At 70.0% G+C, this 15,982-nt stretch carries 17 protein-coding genes; 4 read left to right on the top strand and 13 right to left on the bottom strand.

Annotated elements, in window-relative coordinates:
- Nucleotides 1-43: 43 nt before the first annotated feature.
- From VMS22_00675 to rpmE, 11 genes are all read right to left on the bottom strand, one after another.
- Nucleotides 44-1,072, bottom strand: a complete 1,029-nt coding sequence (locus VMS22_00675) for a lytic murein transglycosylase (GenBank protein HXJ32525.1) — start codon at nt 1,070-1,072, stop codon at nt 44-46.
- A 54-nt stretch (nt 1,073-1,126) separates the two neighbouring features.
- Nucleotides 1,127-1,843: a hypothetical protein gene (locus VMS22_00680; GenBank protein HXJ32526.1), complete on the bottom strand. Its 717-nt coding sequence runs from the start codon at nt 1,841-1,843 to the stop codon at nt 1,127-1,129.
- Entirely contained in the window at nt 1,840-2,616 is a 777-nt protein-coding gene (gene hisF, locus VMS22_00685) for an imidazole glycerol phosphate synthase subunit HisF (protein ID HXJ32527.1), read from the bottom strand. The genes VMS22_00680 and hisF overlap by 4 nt, the downstream gene beginning before the upstream one ends.
- Nucleotides 2,616-3,344, bottom strand: a complete 729-nt coding sequence (gene hisA / locus VMS22_00690; protein ID HXJ32528.1) for a 1-(5-phosphoribosyl)-5-[(5-phosphoribosylamino)methylideneamino]imidazole-4-carboxamide isomerase — start codon at nt 3,342-3,344, stop codon at nt 2,616-2,618. Before hisA ends, hisF begins: the two co-directional genes overlap by 1 nt.
- Before the next feature lie 189 nt (nt 3,345-3,533).
- On the bottom strand, nt 3,534-4,160 hold the full coding sequence (hisH, locus tag VMS22_00695; GenBank protein HXJ32529.1) for an imidazole glycerol phosphate synthase subunit HisH: 627 nt from the start codon (nt 4,158-4,160) through the stop codon (nt 3,534-3,536).
- A 7-nt stretch (nt 4,161-4,167) separates the two neighbouring features.
- Nucleotides 4,168-4,818, bottom strand: coding sequence for an imidazoleglycerol-phosphate dehydratase HisB (hisB, locus tag VMS22_00700; GenBank protein ID HXJ32530.1), 651 nt, complete (start codon nt 4,816-4,818; stop codon nt 4,168-4,170).
- The gene (gene hisD / locus VMS22_00705) at nt 4,818-6,137 is read right to left on the bottom strand and encodes a histidinol dehydrogenase (protein HXJ32531.1); all 1,320 of its coding nucleotides are present in this window, start codon (nt 6,135-6,137) and stop codon (nt 4,818-4,820) included. Before hisD ends, hisB begins: the two co-directional genes overlap by 1 nt.
- On the bottom strand, nt 6,134-7,405 hold the full coding sequence (gene murA, locus VMS22_00710; GenBank protein HXJ32532.1) for a UDP-N-acetylglucosamine 1-carboxyvinyltransferase: 1,272 nt from the start codon (nt 7,403-7,405) through the stop codon (nt 6,134-6,136). The genes hisD and murA overlap by 4 nt, the downstream gene beginning before the upstream one ends.
- Nucleotides 7,406-7,420: 15 nt before the next feature.
- A complete protein-coding gene (gene prmC, locus VMS22_00715) occupies nt 7,421-8,266 on the bottom strand; it encodes a peptide chain release factor N(5)-glutamine methyltransferase (protein ID HXJ32533.1) in 846 nt (281 codons plus the stop codon).
- Nucleotides 8,263-9,327 carry a peptide chain release factor 1 gene (gene prfA, locus VMS22_00720; protein HXJ32534.1) on the bottom strand — a complete coding sequence of 355 codons (1,065 nt, stop codon included), beginning with the start codon at nt 9,325-9,327 and terminating at the stop codon, nt 8,263-8,265. Before prfA ends, prmC begins: the two co-directional genes overlap by 4 nt.
- A gap of 89 nt (nt 9,328-9,416) precedes the next feature.
- Nucleotides 9,417-9,632, bottom strand: a complete 216-nt coding sequence (gene rpmE / locus VMS22_00725) for a 50S ribosomal protein L31 (protein HXJ32535.1) — start codon at nt 9,630-9,632, stop codon at nt 9,417-9,419.
- A gap of 220 nt (nt 9,633-9,852) precedes the next feature.
- Here rpmE and VMS22_00730 point away from each other — a divergent pair, with 220 nt between their 5' ends.
- Nucleotides 9,853-10,557 (top strand): adenylate/guanylate cyclase domain-containing protein, encoded by a 705-nt coding sequence (locus tag VMS22_00730; GenBank protein ID HXJ32536.1) that lies wholly within the window; start codon nt 9,853-9,855, stop codon nt 10,555-10,557.
- 18 nt (nt 10,558-10,575) lie between these two features.
- Nucleotides 10,576-11,604 (top strand): polyprenyl synthetase family protein, encoded by a 1,029-nt coding sequence (locus VMS22_00735; GenBank protein HXJ32537.1) that lies wholly within the window; start codon nt 10,576-10,578, stop codon nt 11,602-11,604.
- A gap of 88 nt (nt 11,605-11,692) precedes the next feature.
- Here the strand turns inward: VMS22_00735 and VMS22_00740 are convergent, their stop codons facing one another.
- Nucleotides 11,693-12,184 (bottom strand): hypothetical protein, encoded by a 492-nt coding sequence (locus VMS22_00740; protein HXJ32538.1) that lies wholly within the window; start codon nt 12,182-12,184, stop codon nt 11,693-11,695.
- Between the two features lie 28 nt (nt 12,185-12,212).
- A complete protein-coding gene (locus tag VMS22_00745) occupies nt 12,213-12,962 on the bottom strand; it encodes a hypothetical protein (protein HXJ32539.1) in 750 nt (249 codons plus the stop codon).
- A gap of 1,415 nt (nt 12,963-14,377) precedes the next feature.
- Here VMS22_00745 and VMS22_00750 point away from each other — a divergent pair.
- Entirely contained in the window at nt 14,378-15,433 is a 1,056-nt protein-coding gene (locus VMS22_00750; protein HXJ32540.1) for a saccharopine dehydrogenase NADP-binding domain-containing protein, read from the top strand.
- Between the two features lie 3 nt (nt 15,434-15,436).
- A partial coding sequence (locus VMS22_00755; GenBank protein ID HXJ32541.1) for an NAD(P)-binding protein occupies nt 15,437-15,982 on the top strand: 546 nt, incomplete at its 3' end.

The following is a 15,982-nucleotide window of genomic DNA, read 5'->3' on the forward strand; positions in this document are numbered from 1 at the left end:
GCGGCCAGCGAAGCTGGCGCGGCAACGCTCGGCACGCGCGGGCTTACCGATGCGTCGTCTTGGTTGAGGTGCGACGCTTCGCCGACGTCGCCTTCGACTTCGTAGTCGCCTTCGTCGTCTTCGTGGCCGTCCTGGTCGTTTTCGTGGTCTTGCGGCGGGAGGCGAGCTGGACGGCCTTGCGCGCCTTCTCGGGCGGCTCGGGGGTCGGCGAGCCCACCTCGCCCGCGACCCACAGGATCGTGTTGATGTAGGCGTCGGAGTGATTGTAGCCCCAGATCACGTTCTGGCGCTCGGAGCGTGAGAGCCCCGGGCGCCACCCGTAGTATTGCAGGTAGTGCGCGCAGGACGGGATCGCGTCGTCGGGGTCGTAGAGGTCGACGTGTCCGTCCTGGTCGCCGTCGACCCCGAACCAGAGGTAGCTCCGCGGCAGGAACTGCGGGATGCCGAACGCGCCCGAGCCCGATCCGCGGATCTCGAGCGGATCGACGTGTATCCGATCGGCGATGTCGAAGGTGGCCCGGACCTCGGGGTAGAACATGTCCTCGAGCGCCTGCCCGCGCCAGCGCGTCCAGCTCGCGATGGAGGTCTCCGAGCGATCCATGTCGAGCAGCGTGTGGCGCGCGATGTTGCGCTCCAGGTTCTCGGGCTCGGCCGCCATGGCGAGCCGCGCGAGTCCGGGCAGGATGCGCGAGCGGCCGGTGTTGCGACCGCAGCCCGATTCCACCTGGATGATCGCGGCGACCACGTTGGCCGGCACGCCATAGCGCTCCTGCGCCTCCTCGAAGGCGGCGCCGTGCTCGGCGATGCACAGGCGCGCGCGCCCGGCCGTCGCCCGCGTCCGCAGGTTCCGATAGAGAAGCTGCGACTCGCGCGGCTGGAGCGAGAACGACAGGCCGTCGAACTCGTCGACCCGCTCGTCGCGGAACACGCGCTCGGCACGGTCCCGCGGAATGCCATCGCGCTCGAGCTTGTCGACGAGGAACGTCCAGCCGCGGTCGGGATCGGCCGCTTGCACACCGGCCGCCGCGACCAGCGCCAACAGCCCGACCATCAACGTCACACGTCCCCCCACCGGCGGCTCCACCTCCCGCATGGAGTCTAGCGAGGGCCCATCCGAGACGCTACCTCACCCCGCCGAGCGGCGCTGGAACTCGCGCGCCCGCCGGCTCGAGGTCGTGAGCTCGAGGAACAGGAGACCGCGGACGAGGAACAGAAACGTGACTGCGACCGCGGCGACGGCCCAGCCCAGGACGGCGAAGATGCCGCCGGGGATGACGGCGAGCGCCCCGAGCGAGACGGCGGCCAGCACGAGCGTGGGCGGAAACCACTCGATCCAGTACTGCCCGATGAAGCGATAGCTCTCCACGAAGAGCGCCGGCCCGGCGATGTTCCCGAGGTACAGCATCTCCGGCACCGCGTTCAAGAACACGAGCACCGCGATGCCGAAGACGATGTAGAGATACGGAAACGGAACCAGGACGAGCCGGCCGACGAGCTGCAGGCCGAAGAGCAGGAAGCCGACGTTGAGCACGTCGCCCAGGTGCAGGGTGAAGCTTCCGGGCACCTCGCGAGGGCTCAGGCGACCGTCGCGGATCACGCGCCCCAGAAGGGCCAGGAACGAGCTCGCGCAGGCGGCCCACACGAGCATCGCCATGATGCTCCCGACCAGACCGCCGGCGGTCCCGCCGACCATGCCGAGCGGCATCAGCGCGAGGCCGGCGCCGAGCATGATCGCCTGATACGCGATCACCATCACGGCGAGCAGCCAGTTGACGGCGAGCAGATCGATCGCGCGCGCGAACACGCGCCCGTAGACGCCGAGCAGGTCGGTGAGCCAGTTCATCCGCCCGCTCGCACGGGGACGCCGCGCTCGGCGAGGAAGCGCTTCGCCTCGCCGATCGTGTGGGTGCCGTAGTGGAAGATCGACGCGACCAGCGCCGCGCTCGCGCCGCCGGTGGTGAGCCCCGCGTACATGTGCTCGAGGGTTCCGACCCCGCCCGACGCGATCACCGGAATGCCGACGCGATCGACGATCGTCCGCGTGAGCTCGAGGTCGTAGCCGGCCTTGGTGCCGTCGCGGTCCATGCTGGTCAGCAGGATCTCGCCGGCGCCGGCGTCCTCCATGCGCGCCGCCCAGTCGACGGCGTCGAGCCCGACCGGCTTGCGGCCCCCGTGCGTGTACACCTCCCAACCCGCCGACGGATCGTCGGCCACGCGACGGCGCGCGTCGATCGCGACCACGATGCACTGCGCGCCGAACCGCACCGATCCCTCGCGCACGAAGGCCGGATTCTGCACCGCCGCCGTGTTGATCGAGACCTTGTCCGCGCCGGCACCGAGGAGCCGGCGGATGTCGTCGATCGTGCGCACGCCGCCGCCGACCGTCACCGGCATGAAGCAGCGCTCGGCGGTGCGTGCGACCACGTCGAGGATGATCGGGCGCTCCTCGTGCGACGCCGTGATGTCGAGGAAGCAGAGCTCGTCCGCGCCCTGGGCGTCGTAGCGCGCCGCGACCTCGACCGGGTCGCCGGCGTCGGCGAGATCCAGGAAGCGGACGCCCTTCACGACGCGTCCCGCGTTGACGTCGAGGCAGGGGATGATGCGCCGGGCCAGCACTACGCCGCTCCGGCGACGCGCAGCGCGTCCTCGAGCCTCACCGCGCCGGTGTAGAGCGCGCGCCCGACGATGACGCCCGCGACGCCGTCGGCCGCGAGCGCCGCCGCCGCCGCGACGTGTGCGAGGGCACCGACGCCGCCCGAAGCGATGACGGGAATCGCCGCCGCGCGTGCGACGGTGCGCGTGTCCTCGAGGTTCGGGCCCCGCTCGGTGCCGTCACGGGCGATGTCGGTGTAGACGATGGCGGCGGCGCCGCGTGCCGCGACCTCGCGCGCGAGCTCCGTCGCGCGCACGGCCGATCCCTCTTCCCAGCCGGCGACCCGCACGAACCCGTCGCGCGCGTCGATCCCCACCGCGATGCGCCCCGCGAAAGTCCGGCAGATCTCCGCGCACAGGCCCGGATCGCGCACGGCGACCGTGCCGAGGATCGCGCGGGCGGCGCCGGCGTCGAACACCGTCCGTACGGCGGCGGCGTCGCGCAGGCCGCCGCCCACCTGCACGGGAATCGTGACCGCGCGGCAGATCCGTCCGACGATCTCCGACTGCACGGGTCCGCCGGCGCGCGCGCCGTCGAGGTCGACGACGTGGAGCCAGCGCGCGCCCGCGGCCTCCCAGCGCCGGGCCATGGCGACGGGATCCTCGCCGTAGACGGTCTCGCGCGCGAAGTCGCCTTCGGTCAGGCGCACGCAGCGCCCGCCGCGCAGATCAATGGCGGGATAGACGATCATGCTTTTGAGAGCGGGTGCGCTTCGCGCACCCGTGCAAGCGCCCCCGTCCGCCCGGCGCTCGCCGCGCCGGGCTCCGATGGGCGTCGGCCGCTCACGCGGCCTCCTTGAAAGCAGGTGCGCAGAGCGCACCTGCGCACATGCCCCCGTCCGCCCGGCGCTGCACGCCGGGCTCCGATGGGCGTCGGCCGCTCACGCGGCCTCCCGGATCGTCTTGACGAACCCCGCGAGGAGCTTCAACCCCACCTGCTGACTCTTCTCCGGGTGGAAGACGCCTGCGTAGACGTTGTCGCGGCCGACGCTCGAGACGAACTCGACCCCGTAGTCGGTCGTCGTGGCGACGATGTCGGGGTCGAGCGGCTCGGGGTGATACGAGTGGACGAAGTAGACGTAGTCGCCGTCGGCGACGCCGGAGAGCGCGGGAACCCGCCTGCGGATCCGGAGCTGATTCCATCCCATGTGCGGCACCTTCAGGTCGGCGCGCTGCGGGAAGCGCACGACCCTGCCGCGAAAGATGCCGAGACCCGCCACGCCGGGCGACTCCTCGCTCTCCTCGAAGAGGATCTGCATGCCGACGCAGATGCCGAGGAACGGCCGCCCCGAGCGGGCGGCGGCGACGACGGCCTCGGCGAGCCCCGCGTGCGCGAGGTTCTCCATGCAGGTGCCGAACGCACCCTGCCCCGGCAGCACGACGGCCGGCGCCGTGGCGATCACCGCGGCGTCGCTCGTCACGACCGCCGGCTGGCCCAGGTGCTCGAACGCCTTCTGGGCGCTGCGCAGGTTGCCGACTCCGTAGTCGACGATGGCGAGCGGCCTCACGCCCACGTCAGCCTCCGAGCGTTCCCTTGGTCGACAGCACGCCGCTGACGCGCGCGTCGCGCTGTGTCGCGAGATCGAGGGCGCGGGCGAGCCCCTTGAACGCCGCCTCCACCACGTGGTGCGGGTTGCGACCGGACAGCATGCGGACGTGGAGGTTCATGCCCGCCTGGTTCACGAGCGCGAGCAGGAAGTCGTGGATCAGCTCGACGTCGAAGTCGCCGATCTTCTGCTGCTTCACGTCGGCCTCGTAGACGAGGAACGGCCGGCCCGAGAGGTCGACGACGACCTGCACGAGCGCCTCGTCGAGCGGCACCGTCGCCTCGCCGAAACGGCGGATGCCAGCTTTGTCGCCCAGGGCCTCGCGCAGCGCCTGGCCGAGCACGAGCCCGACGTCTTCCACCGTGTGGTGGTGGTCGACGTGGAGATCGCCCTTCGCGCGTAGCGTGAGATCGAAGAAGCCGTGCTTCGTGAACAGCTCCAGCATGTGGTCGAGGAACGGGACGCCGGTCGCGACGTCGTAGACGCCGCGCCCGTCGAGCCCGAGCGTCGCGTGGATGTCGGTCTCCTTGGTCGTGCGCGTGACCGTCGCGCGGCGGCCGTCCTTCCCCGGCCCCGCCGTCCTCGGTCGCGTCGCCGGTCGTCGTGTTCCTCTTGCCATCAGCGTCCTCCTGCCTGGGCCACGAGCCGTCGGGCGACCGCGCGACCGTGGGCCTCGAGGCCTTCCAGCGCGGCGAGCCGCATGACGGCCGGGCCGAGCCGGCGCAGCGTCCGCGGTCCCGCCTCGATGAGGCTCGTGCGCTTCACGAAGTCGTACACGCCGAGCGGCGACGCGAAGCGTGCGGTGCCGCCGGTCGGAAGCACGTGGTTCGGACCTGCGAGGTAGTCCCCGAAGGCTTCGGGCGTGCGCTGCCCCAGAAAGATCGCCCCCGCGTGCCGCAGGCGCGACACCCATCGCCGCGGAGCACGGACGGCCAGCTCCAGGTGCTCGGGCGCGAGGCGGTTCGAGATCTCGATCGCCTCCGCGATCGACCGCGTGACGACGATCGCGCCGTAGGACGCGAGCGACGCTGCGGCGATCGCCCGGCGCGGGAGCGCCGCGAGTTGCGTCCCGAGCGCCGAGACGATGCGCTCGGCGAGCCGGCGATCGGACGTGAGGCAGACCGACGCCGCCAGCGGATCGTGCTCGGCCTGCGCGAGCAGGTCGGCCGCGACGAGGGCCGGATCGGCCGAGCCGTCGGCGATGACCAGCACCTCGCTCGGTCCGGCGATCGAGTCGATGTCCACCTGCCCGTAGCAGAGGCGCTTCGCGGTCGCGACGTAGACGTTCCCCGGGCCGACGATCTTGTCGACGCGCCGGATCGCCTTCGTGCCGTAGGCGAGCGCGGCCACGGCCTGCGCGCCGCCGACGCGATAGAGCGCGTCGACGCCCGCCACGTGGCACGCGGCGAGGATCACGGGGGCGTAGCCGCCCGGACCCGACGGCGACACGGCAACGATCTCGTCGACGCCCGCCACCCGGGCCGGGATGGCCGTCATCAGCACGGTCGACGGATAGGCGGCGCGGCCGCCGGGCACGTAGACGCCGACGCGCTCGAGCGGGGTCAGCCGCTGTCCGATGCGAGCGCCGGCGGTGTCGCGGAAGGTCCAGGAGCGCTCGCGCTGACGCGAGTGGAACGCGCGGATGCGCCGTGCGGCCAACAGGAGATCGCGCCGAGCGACGCGCGGCAGGTCGCGGAACGCGGCCGCGAGGTCGTCCTGCGGCACGCGCAGGCCGGCAGGCGAGCGCCGCACACCGTCGAGGCGCCGCGTCCAGTCGACGAGCGCGCGATCGCCGCGACGGCGGACGTCGGCGACGATGCGCCGCACGCGCGCCTCGACGGCGGCGCTCGTACGCCCGCCGCGCGTCTCGAGACGATCGAGGCGCGCGCGTGCTCGCGGCGTCCCGGCGACGCACAGGATGTCGGCGAGCCGCGTCACGCCGTCGCTGCCTCCTTCTCGCGTGCGATGTCGGCGCCGAGGGCCCGCAGCTTCTCCTCGACCCGCTCGTAGCCGCGGTCCAGGTGATAGACGCGCGTCACGCGCGTCGTGCCCCGCGCCGCAAGACCCGCCAGCACGAGACACACGCTGGCGCGAAGATCGGTCGCCATGACGGGCGCACCCGAGAGCGCGGTCGGGCCGTGCACCGTCGCCTGGTTGCCCTGGATGTGGATCTTGGCGCCCATGCGCGCCAGCTCCTGGATGTGCTGGAGGCGGTTCTCGAAGACGGTCTCGCGGAAGGTCGACGTGCCCGTCGCGCGCGTCATCAGTGCCATGAACTGCGCCTGGAGATCGGTCGGGAAGCCGGGAAACGGCATGGTCGTGACGTCGACGGCGGCGAGCTTGCCGTTGGCCTCGACCCGCAAGCCGCTCTCGCCCTCGACGACGGCCACCTTGGACTCGGCGAGCTTCGCGATGAACGCCTCCAGGTGGTCGCTGCGCGCGCCGGTGACGCGCACCGAGCCGCCCGTGATCGCCGCGGCCACCATGTAGGTGCCCGCTTCGATCCGATCCGGGATGACCGCCTGCTCGGCGCCCCCGAGCTGCGAGCGTCCTTCGATGACGATCTCGGAGGTGCCCGCCCCGCGTACGACGACGCCCATGCGCTGGAGCATCACCGCGAGGCACACGCACTCCGGCTCGCGCGCGGCGTTCTCGATGACGGTCGTGCCATCGGCGAGCGCCGCCGCCATCATGAGCTGCTGGGTCGCACCGACCGAGGGGAAGTCGAGCAGGATCTTCGCGCCGCGCAGGCGGTCCGCCTCGGCTTCGACGTACCCTTCGGAGATGCGGATGCGCGCGCCCATCTTCTCGAGCCCGGAGAGGTGGAGGTCCACGGGCCGCGCGCCGATCGCGCAACCCCCCGGGGTGGAGACGCGTGCGCGCCCGAAGCGCGCCACCAGCGGTCCCAGCACGAGGAACGACGCCCGCATCGTCTTGACGAGGTCGTACGGCGCCTCGGTCGTGCCGACGTCGCGCGCCTCGACGATGACCTCGTGACCGTCCGGGCTCGGCGAGACGCGGACGCCCAGGTGCTTCAGCACGGCGACGGCGGTCCGGATGTCGGCGAGCTTCGGCACGTTGCGCAGCACGCAGCGCTCGGGGGTGAGTAGCGTCGAGAAGAGCAGCGGCAGCGCCGCGTTCTTCGAGCCGCTCACCGCGACCTCGCCGTTCAGGATCGCGCCGCCTCTGATGACGATCGAGTCCATTCCCCCTCCCCTCCGCTAACGACCACTGCGCCGCTGCGCGGCGATCACACGATCGATGCCGGCGGGATCGCACCGCACGGCGACGTTCTCATAGCGGCCGTCCGCCCCGATGCGCTCGGTGATCGCGTCCGCCTGACCGATGCCCATCTCCATCACGAGCCAGCCGCGGGGCGCGAGCACGCGCCCCGCGTCGCGCACGAGCCGGCGCAGCACGCCGAGCCCGTCGGGGCCCGCATAGAGCGCCGACCGCGGCTCCCAATCCCGCACCTCCGCCTGCAACACCGTCCCCTCGGCGCAGTATGGCGGATTCGAGACCACGAGGTCGAACGCGCCGTCGCGGAACGCCTGAACCAGGTCGGCACGGACGAGGCGCACCCGGGGCCCGAGGCGATCGCGATTCTCGGCGGCGGCCGCGAGGGCCGGCGCCATGCGATCGGTCGCCACGACCTCGGCTGCGGGCAGCTCGCGAGCGAGCGCGAGCGCGATCGCCCCGCTACCGGTCCCCACGTCGAGGATCCGCCGCGCCCGCGGCGCCACCCGAAGGGCCGTCTCGACGACCAGCTCGGTCTCGGGACGCGGGATCAGCACGCGCCGGTCGACCCCGAGCGGCAACGACCAGAACTCGCGCCTGCCGACGATGTAGCCGACCGGTTCGCGTGCCTCGCGCCGGGCCATGAGCGCCTCGAACCGCTCCGCGGCGGCCGGATCCATCGCGTCGGTCGCGCGCACGATCACCCCCACTCGATCGGTGCCGAGCGCGTGCGCAAGCAGCACCTCGGCGTCGGCCCGCGGCTCCGGGACGCCTGCGGCGGCGAGGCGGCGTGTGGCTTCGCCGAGCGCCTGCTGGACGGCGGGCGTCATCCGGCCGCCTCGAGCTGCTCGTCCTGCTGCTTGGTCGCGAGCGCATCGACGATCGCGTCGAGGTCGCCGTCGAGCACGCGGTCGAGCTGGTGGATCGTCAGGTTCACGCGGTGGTCGGTCACGCGGCTCTGCGGGAAGTTGTAGGTGCGGATCTTCTCGGAGCGGTCGCCCGACCCGACCATCGCCTTGCGGTTGGCGGCGATCTTCGCCTGCTGCTCCTCGCGCGCGCGATCGAGCAGGCGCGCCCGCAGCACCTTCAGCGCCTTCGCCTTGTTCTTGTGCTGCGACTTCTCGTCCTGGCACGTGACGACGATGCCGCTCGGGAGGTGCGTCACGCGCACCGCCGAGTCGGTCGTGTTGACGCTCTGGCCGCCCGGGCCGGACGACCGGAATACGTCGATGCGGAGATCCTTGTCGGGCAGATCGATCTCGACGTCCTCGGCCTCCGGCAGGACGGCGACGGTCACGGCCGAGGTGTGGATGCGCCCCTGCGTCTCGGTGGCGGGCACGCGCTGCACGCGGTGCACGCCGCCCTCGAACTTGAGCCGGCTGTACGCCGCCTTGCCCTGCACGAGCGCGATCACTTCCTTGAGGCCCCCGAGACCGGTCGGGCTCGACGACAGGATCTCGATCTTCCAGCCCTGCCGCTCGGCGTAGCGCGTGTACATGCGGAAGAGCTCGGCGGCGAACAGGGCGGCTTCCTCGCCGCCCGTGCCGGCGCGGATCTCGAGCACCGTGTTGCGCTCGTCGTTCGGGTCCTTCGGGATGAGGAGCCGCTTCAGCGTCTCGTCGAGCGCGACGAGGCGCGTCTCCAACCCGGGCAGCTCGGCCTTCGCCATGGCGCGCATCTCGGCGTCGTCGTCCTGCGCCAGCTCGCGGTGCTCGGCGAGGTCGCGCTCGAGCTGCCGGCGCTCGCGGAAGCGAAGCACCACCTCCTCCAGCTGCGAGCGCTCGCGCGCGAGCGCCGCGAACTCGCGGCGGTTCGCGATGACGGCCGGATCGGCGACGAGGCGTTCCAGCTCCTCGTACCGTCGTTCCACCTCCTGCAAGCGCTCCAGCATGACCGTCGACTCAGACGAAAAAGGGGCAGAGGACGGGCCTCCACCCCTGGACGTTCATGCTGCCGGGACGGCGGCGTCCGGCAGGGACCTCAAGCCGAGGCCGCGCCGCCCTTGCCGTACTTGCGATTGAAGCGCTCGACGCGGCCCGCCGTGTCGACGAGCTTCTGCTTGCCGGTGAAGAACGGATGACACGCCGAGCAGATCTCGACGTGGATCTGGGGGGTCGTGGAACGCGTCTCGACGACATTGCCACACGCGCAGGCGATGACCGCCTTCTCGTACTTGGGATGAATGCCTTCCTTCATGACGGGAGGGCCGTTTCTAACAGCCGCGCCCGGGTGGCGCAAACGGCCACATGCCGAGAACGCCTACCTTCTTCGCCAGGGGACCATTCGCCTGTGGGTGTCTTCCACAGTGGACACGAGCGTCGTCCCCACAGGACACCGCGTCCCGGACACCGATGTGCAGTCCCTTCTCCCCCCGCTGCGCCGGGTCCGGCATGGGACTTGCGTGCCGCTCTGCGGCATGGAGACGGAGACCGAGGACGAGCTCGTCATCGAAGGTCTGGAGCGCGTGGCAAAAGGACCAGAGCCCACGGCCGCGGTACCATCGAGCGCAACACCGACCGCAAACGCCGGGCGAGCGAAGCCGGCTGCGGAGTCGCTGCGGCCGAGCCCGAGTGTCACGCGCCGCTTTCTCATCACGGTACTGTTCGTCGACGTGGTCGACTCGACGCGCAGGGCGGTCGAGCTCGGCGACAGCGAGTGGCTGGCCCTCCAGGAGGAGCACGAGGCCATGGTGCGACGCGAGGTCCAACGCTTCGCGGGCCGCTGCCTGAGTACCCTCGGCGACGGCCTGGTCGCGTCTTTCACCAGCGCGGCGGCGGGCGTTCGCTGCGCCGCGAGCATCGCCGAGACCAGCCGCGCGCTCGGAATCGAGATCCGGGCCGGCCTGCACTCCGGCGAGTGCGAGCGGCGGGGCTCACGCCTCGGCGGGATCGTGTTTCACGTCGGCGCACGCCTCGTGAATCTCGCCGCGGTGGGCGAGGTTCTCGTCTCACGCACCGTGACCGAGCTCGTCGCCGGTGGAGGCTTCGTGTTCGGGCGGCGCGGCAAGCACCGCCTGAAGGGGCTCCCCGGCGAATGGCCGCTCTACGCGTTCGTCAGCCGGCGTGCGTCCAGCGACCGGCCGTTCCTGCAGGTGACCGTTCACGTGCCGCCCCGAGTGTGATAGCCGCGGCGGTCGGACATGGGGACCTCCGGAATCGTCCCGCAGGTGCTCGACGAGTACGGCCGCGTGACGCGTGCCGTCCTCCAGCGCTACCTGGCCCCGCGTCCTCCCGACCGGCATCTCTACGATCTCGTCGCCGACTACCCGCGGCGCGGGGGCCGCATGCTGCGCTCGAGCCTCTGCATTGCGACGGCGCGCGTCTTCGGCGCGACGGTCGACGACGCCGTCCACTCGGCCGCCGCGCTCGAGCTGCTGCACAACGCCTTCCTCGTGCACGACGACGTCGAGGACGAGAGCGAGGAGCGGCGCGGCCGACCGACGCTCCACGCCCTCCACGGCGTCCCGGTCGCGGTGAACGTCGGAGACGCGCTGGCGCTGCTCGGCCTGCGCGCGCTCATGGACAACCGCGCCGCGCTCGGGCCTCGGGTGACGATGCGCGTGCTCGAGGAGGCCGAGCGCATGGCGCGCGAGTCGATCGAGGGACAGGCGATCGAGCTCGGCTGGCGGCGCGACAACGCGACGGACCTCGCCGAGAACGACTACCTCGGCATGGTGCTGAAGAAGACCTGCTGGTACACGACGATCTACCCGAGTCGCATCGGAGCGCTCATCGGCACGCGCAGCGAGCGCGACCTCGACCGCTTCATCCGCTTCGGGTTCTTCCTCGGCGCCGCGTTCCAGATCCAGGACGACCTGTTGAACCTCGTCGGCGATGCGCGTCGCTACGGGAAGGAGCTCGGTGGCGACGTCGCCGAGGGCAAGCGCACGATCATGCTGATCCACCTGCTGCGCGAGGCATCGCCCACCGACCGCGCCCGGATTCGGACCTTCCTCGCTCGGCCGCGCATGCGGCGAAGGAAATCCGAGGTCGCGTGGCTCCGCGATCGAATGGAATCCTACGGATCGTTCGAGCACGCGCGCGGAATCGCGCACGCGCTCGCAGGCGCTGCACGGCACGAGTTCGAGGCGCTCTACGCGGGCGTTCCCGCCTCGCGCGACCGGCAGTTCATCGCCGCGCTGCCGGAGTGGGTACTGGCGAGGAACTGAACAACGTTGCCGCGAGACCCGGCTATGTTAGAACAACGTCGTTCACCACGGCGTCCTACGAATTATCCGGCCTGGATACGGGGTGTCTTCAGGGTCCGAGTTGAAGCTCAACGAGAGCGAGCCCTCTCCAGGAACCGTCAAAGACGATGCCCCGGTAGTTGCCCACGGCATAGTTGCCGAGGTTGTTGATCGACACGTTCAGACTGGGTGCAGCAACCACGGGTTGGACGTCTGTGGCCTTCACTGCAGCGGTACCGACGGGCATCCCGATCGGTTGGAGGGCGGTGGCCTTGGCTGTCGCGCCGGCCGCTAGCCCGAGATTGACGGACTTCGCAGCGGTCCCGATCAACTTCGATCCCGGTATCACGATGGTCTGTGGAGTTGCGAAGGCTGTGCTCGCAGTCGGCAGCCAGAGCGCAATGATGTCGTCCGCGACGAGCAGAGGGTTCAGCCATGTTTGCGCCGTCGAAAACGTACCCGCCTCGATGTCATCTAATGCAGCCTTGGTGCGATAGAAGTTCTTGAGCGCCAGGAAGTTCAATCGGTCCATGAACTCGCGCAGATTATCGAAAGCACCCATGTTCACCTCCTTGGCGGTCGTCGCCTACCTACGGGAAGCCCGCCGGACAGCAGACGAGAAACGGCATCATGTCCAGGAGCGCGTGCAAACCAACCGCAGCTTCCTGTGCCAGCAACGGAGGGTTCGGCAGATGTTCGCTGAAGGCAAGCTGTTTCGTAGCAACGACGTATTCCCAGCCGTTGCCAGCATCGATCGCCGTAATGCCGCCCTGATCGATGTATACGCCGCTCGTACCACAGGGCGGCGTAGGCACCCCCCAACCTTGGAACTGCAACCCAGTGTTGATGGAGTACGTCATCTTGTACGCAGGGCCGGGTGGGGCCTGCAACACATCTATCGACAGGATGTTCTTGAAGAAGCTCGGAACGTAAGTCGCGGGTACGAAGTGCTCGAAGAGATCATCGTGCCACTTCGTGCCCAACGTGTGTGGTGTGCCGGCGTTGGCAGTGCATGTTGTTGGGTCGACGGTAAACCCCCCGCCGCTCGCGTGCTTGGCGATGTGAGTGTCATGGAACACTAGATGTCCACAGCCCGTACTCCAAGCCTGCGGATCCACATTGCGTGCAACCTGGGATAGGCTCGTTTGCAACCACACCGAACTCTCGGCCGTCGCGAGCCAACCTTGCGCGTCCGAAGTGGTGACGGGTGGCGTGGACGCACAGCTTGGCATTCCGATCTGCGTCGTCGAACCGACAGGGACGACAATCTCGTATGCTGCGGCAAAACGCTTCTCCACGCCGCACATCCCGCCGAGCCTCTTCTCAATGTTGGCGAGCATGTCTACCAACTCGTGCCCCGAGAGTTCGCGCGAGGCAGACACGATATACCGGTCGGACGTACTACGCGCGGCCAAACGCGCCAACGCGAGACGACGCCAGAACTCGCCGAACCGAGGCGCGCCGCACCGAATTGTATGCGCAGCTTCATTGAGGCCTGGTATCGGTTGCGGTTTCCCAGGCGAGGGCGCCAGCGCTGTCTGGTACACAGTGAAGAGGGCGGTGCGGAAATCGTCTTCGCCAACCCGCGCCGCGCAGGCGGCGACCGGTGGGGGTGGGGCTAGCGGCCGACAACCGATCGTCCCGATGAAGAGCGATAGAGCCAAAACCATCCGGATCCAAGTAGGCGCCATCGGGATTAGCCCCCTTTACCAACGTGGCGAACCGTGGGGCAAGCCTTCGGTGATCGCATCAAGCTAGCCATGAAATGGGTCGGCACGTTGATGCTCTGCACCTTGCAAGCCGCCCGCCATGCCGCGGGAACGCGACGGGGGCCTCCCGAGCAGGTGGAGCTACTTTGCCCCGACCACTGAACGATACAGAAGCGGTGCTCGAATTCCTCCTCGCTGGACAGATCCCGATGAACCAATACCGGCGATCTCCCATAGGGAGGTCAGTACGCGTAGTCGGGCCAGCTGAGCCGCCAACGCATCCCTGCGACCTCAACGCAGCCAGCGGATGCACAATTGCTCCGGCGAGGGACGATCCCTTGTCCCACGGTAGCGTCGATGGACACAGTTGCCCGAACGGTGCGCAACCACGCATCTTCGAAACCCCAATCGAAGACAGACCGAACTAAGCGACCATCCGCAAGATGCCCGAGGATCGGTAGGCGGCCAAGGGACTCAGCACCGACGAGCCCTGGCCGCCCGTTACGAGCGGCCGGACGCCACGCCTCAAGCGGCTCCACGGTCGCATGTGCCAGGAGACCCCCGTCCTCGTCGGTCGCCACGAATGTGTTGCCAAACCACTCCATCGGGACCATCCGCTTGGCGAAGCCGTAGTGCGCATTCCCGCTCCATGTGACAACCGCCTCCCCCGAGAACACGCGGGGCAGAAAAACCGCGGGCCCCATCCCACGCCTCGTGCGAACAAAAGGAACGGCGATCACGAGCTCGCGGAATCGCACATCGGTAGGCAACGCTAGCGAGGCGAAGAACACCTTAGAGCGATAGTGCTCCCCGAAGATGAAGACGATCGGATGTCGGTTGCGATCACCGTTCGGCACAATGTCTAGGCGGAGTGCCGGGGGGAGCACCTGCGTTACCACCTCGCGTGGCCATGAGCACGACACGATGGCGCCGTCGAACCGGGTCTCGGCAACAAACGAGCGCTTTCCAAACCCCGATCGCGCTTCGCGTCGGCTCGGTGATGGCTCCATGATGCGCAGATGGGCTATAGCATCGCTCCGCCTTCCATGTCTGCCTCGGTCTTGCTCTACGGCGCCAGCGGGTACTCCGGCGGATCGGTGGCGCGCCGAGCCGTCGAGTGTGGTTGGCGGCCCGTGCTGTGCGGTCGCGATGCACAGAAGCTCGCGCGTCTCGGCGAGGCGCTCGGATGTGAGCACCGCGTCGCGCCCGCCTCGGACGCCGCCGCGCTCGATCGCGCCTTCGACGGTACACGCGTCGTGGTGAACGCGGCCGGGCCGTTCTCGCGCACCGCCGCCCCCGTGCTCGACGCCTGCCTGCGCGCGGGCGCCCACTACTTGGACCTCAGCGCCGAGGTTCCCGCGATCGAGTGGCTCGCGACCCGCGACGCCGACGCACGCGCTCGCGGTCTCATGATCATGCCCGCGATAGGCTTCGACGTCGTTGCGACGGACTGCCTCGCGGTGCACGTGGCGCGACGTCTTCCCGGCGCGGTCCGGGTCGCGATCGCGGTCACGAACCTCTTCTTCGTGACTCGCGGATCGGCGAAGACGCTCCTCGAAGCAGTCGACCGCGGGCTCGTGCGGCGAAACGGCCGGCTCGTCGAGGTCCCGCTCGGCTCACGCGAGCACGCCTTCGACTACGGCAGCGGCCCGCGGGCGTCGATCAACGTGAGCCTCGCGGATCTCACCACGGCCTATCACTCGACCGGCATCCCGAACGTCGAGACGTACACCGAGGGGACGCCGGTCATGCGCGGGCTCCTGGCGGCGTGTCGCGGCTTCGGCTGGATGATGCGGACGGGACCGGCACAGGCGTGGCTCGCGGCCTGCGCGGATCTGCTGCCCGAGGATCCGGGGGCCACCGACGGCGCGGAATCGCGCACGATGGCCGTGGTCGCCGAAGCCGACGATGGTGCTGGACGCCGCGCGCTCGCGCGCCTCCACACGCCGGAGGCCTATGCGTTCACGCCGCTCGCCGCGTCGGCGGTCGTCGCGCGCGTCCTCGGGGGCGACGTCGAGCCGGGATTCCAGACCCCTGGACGCGTCTATGGCGGCGACTTCGTGCTCGGGTTGCCCGGCGTCGTGCGCGAGGATCTGGCGTAGGTCATGCCCGCCCCTCGCCGTCGGACGGAGACCCAGCCCACGCGCGTCGCCATCGTCGGCGGAGGCTGCGCCGCCATGACGGCGGCGTTCGAGCTGACGCGACCCGTCCATGGCGGACGATTCGAGGTCACCGTCTACCAGCAAGGCTGGCGACTCGGTGGCAAGGGCGCATCGGGTCGCGGTCCCGCAGGACGCATCGAGGAGCACGGGCTGCACGTCTGGATGGGCTGGTACGAGAACGCGTTCCGCATCGTTCGCGAGTGCTACACCGAGCTCACGGGGAACCCCGAGGCATGGCGCGCGGCGTTCGAGCCGGCTTCCACCGTGAGCGTCACCGATCGCACGGCGGACGGACACTGGATGCCGTGGACGCGCGTCTTCCCGCCCGCGCCGGGAATGCCGGGCGACCTGCCGGCCTCACCGGAGCGGTGGACGGTGCGCGACTACGTCCGGCGGACGATCGCGCTCCTGCGCACGCTCTTCGAAGGGGTGCGCCTGCGCGTCGGCGATGTCCCGGACACCTCCGGCGAGCGACGATCAGGCAGCACG

The sequence above is a fragment of the Candidatus Eisenbacteria bacterium genome (assembly GCA_035577985.1).
In the GTDB taxonomy this organism is placed as follows: domain Bacteria; phylum Desulfobacterota; class Binatia; order DP-6; family DP-6; genus DATJZY01.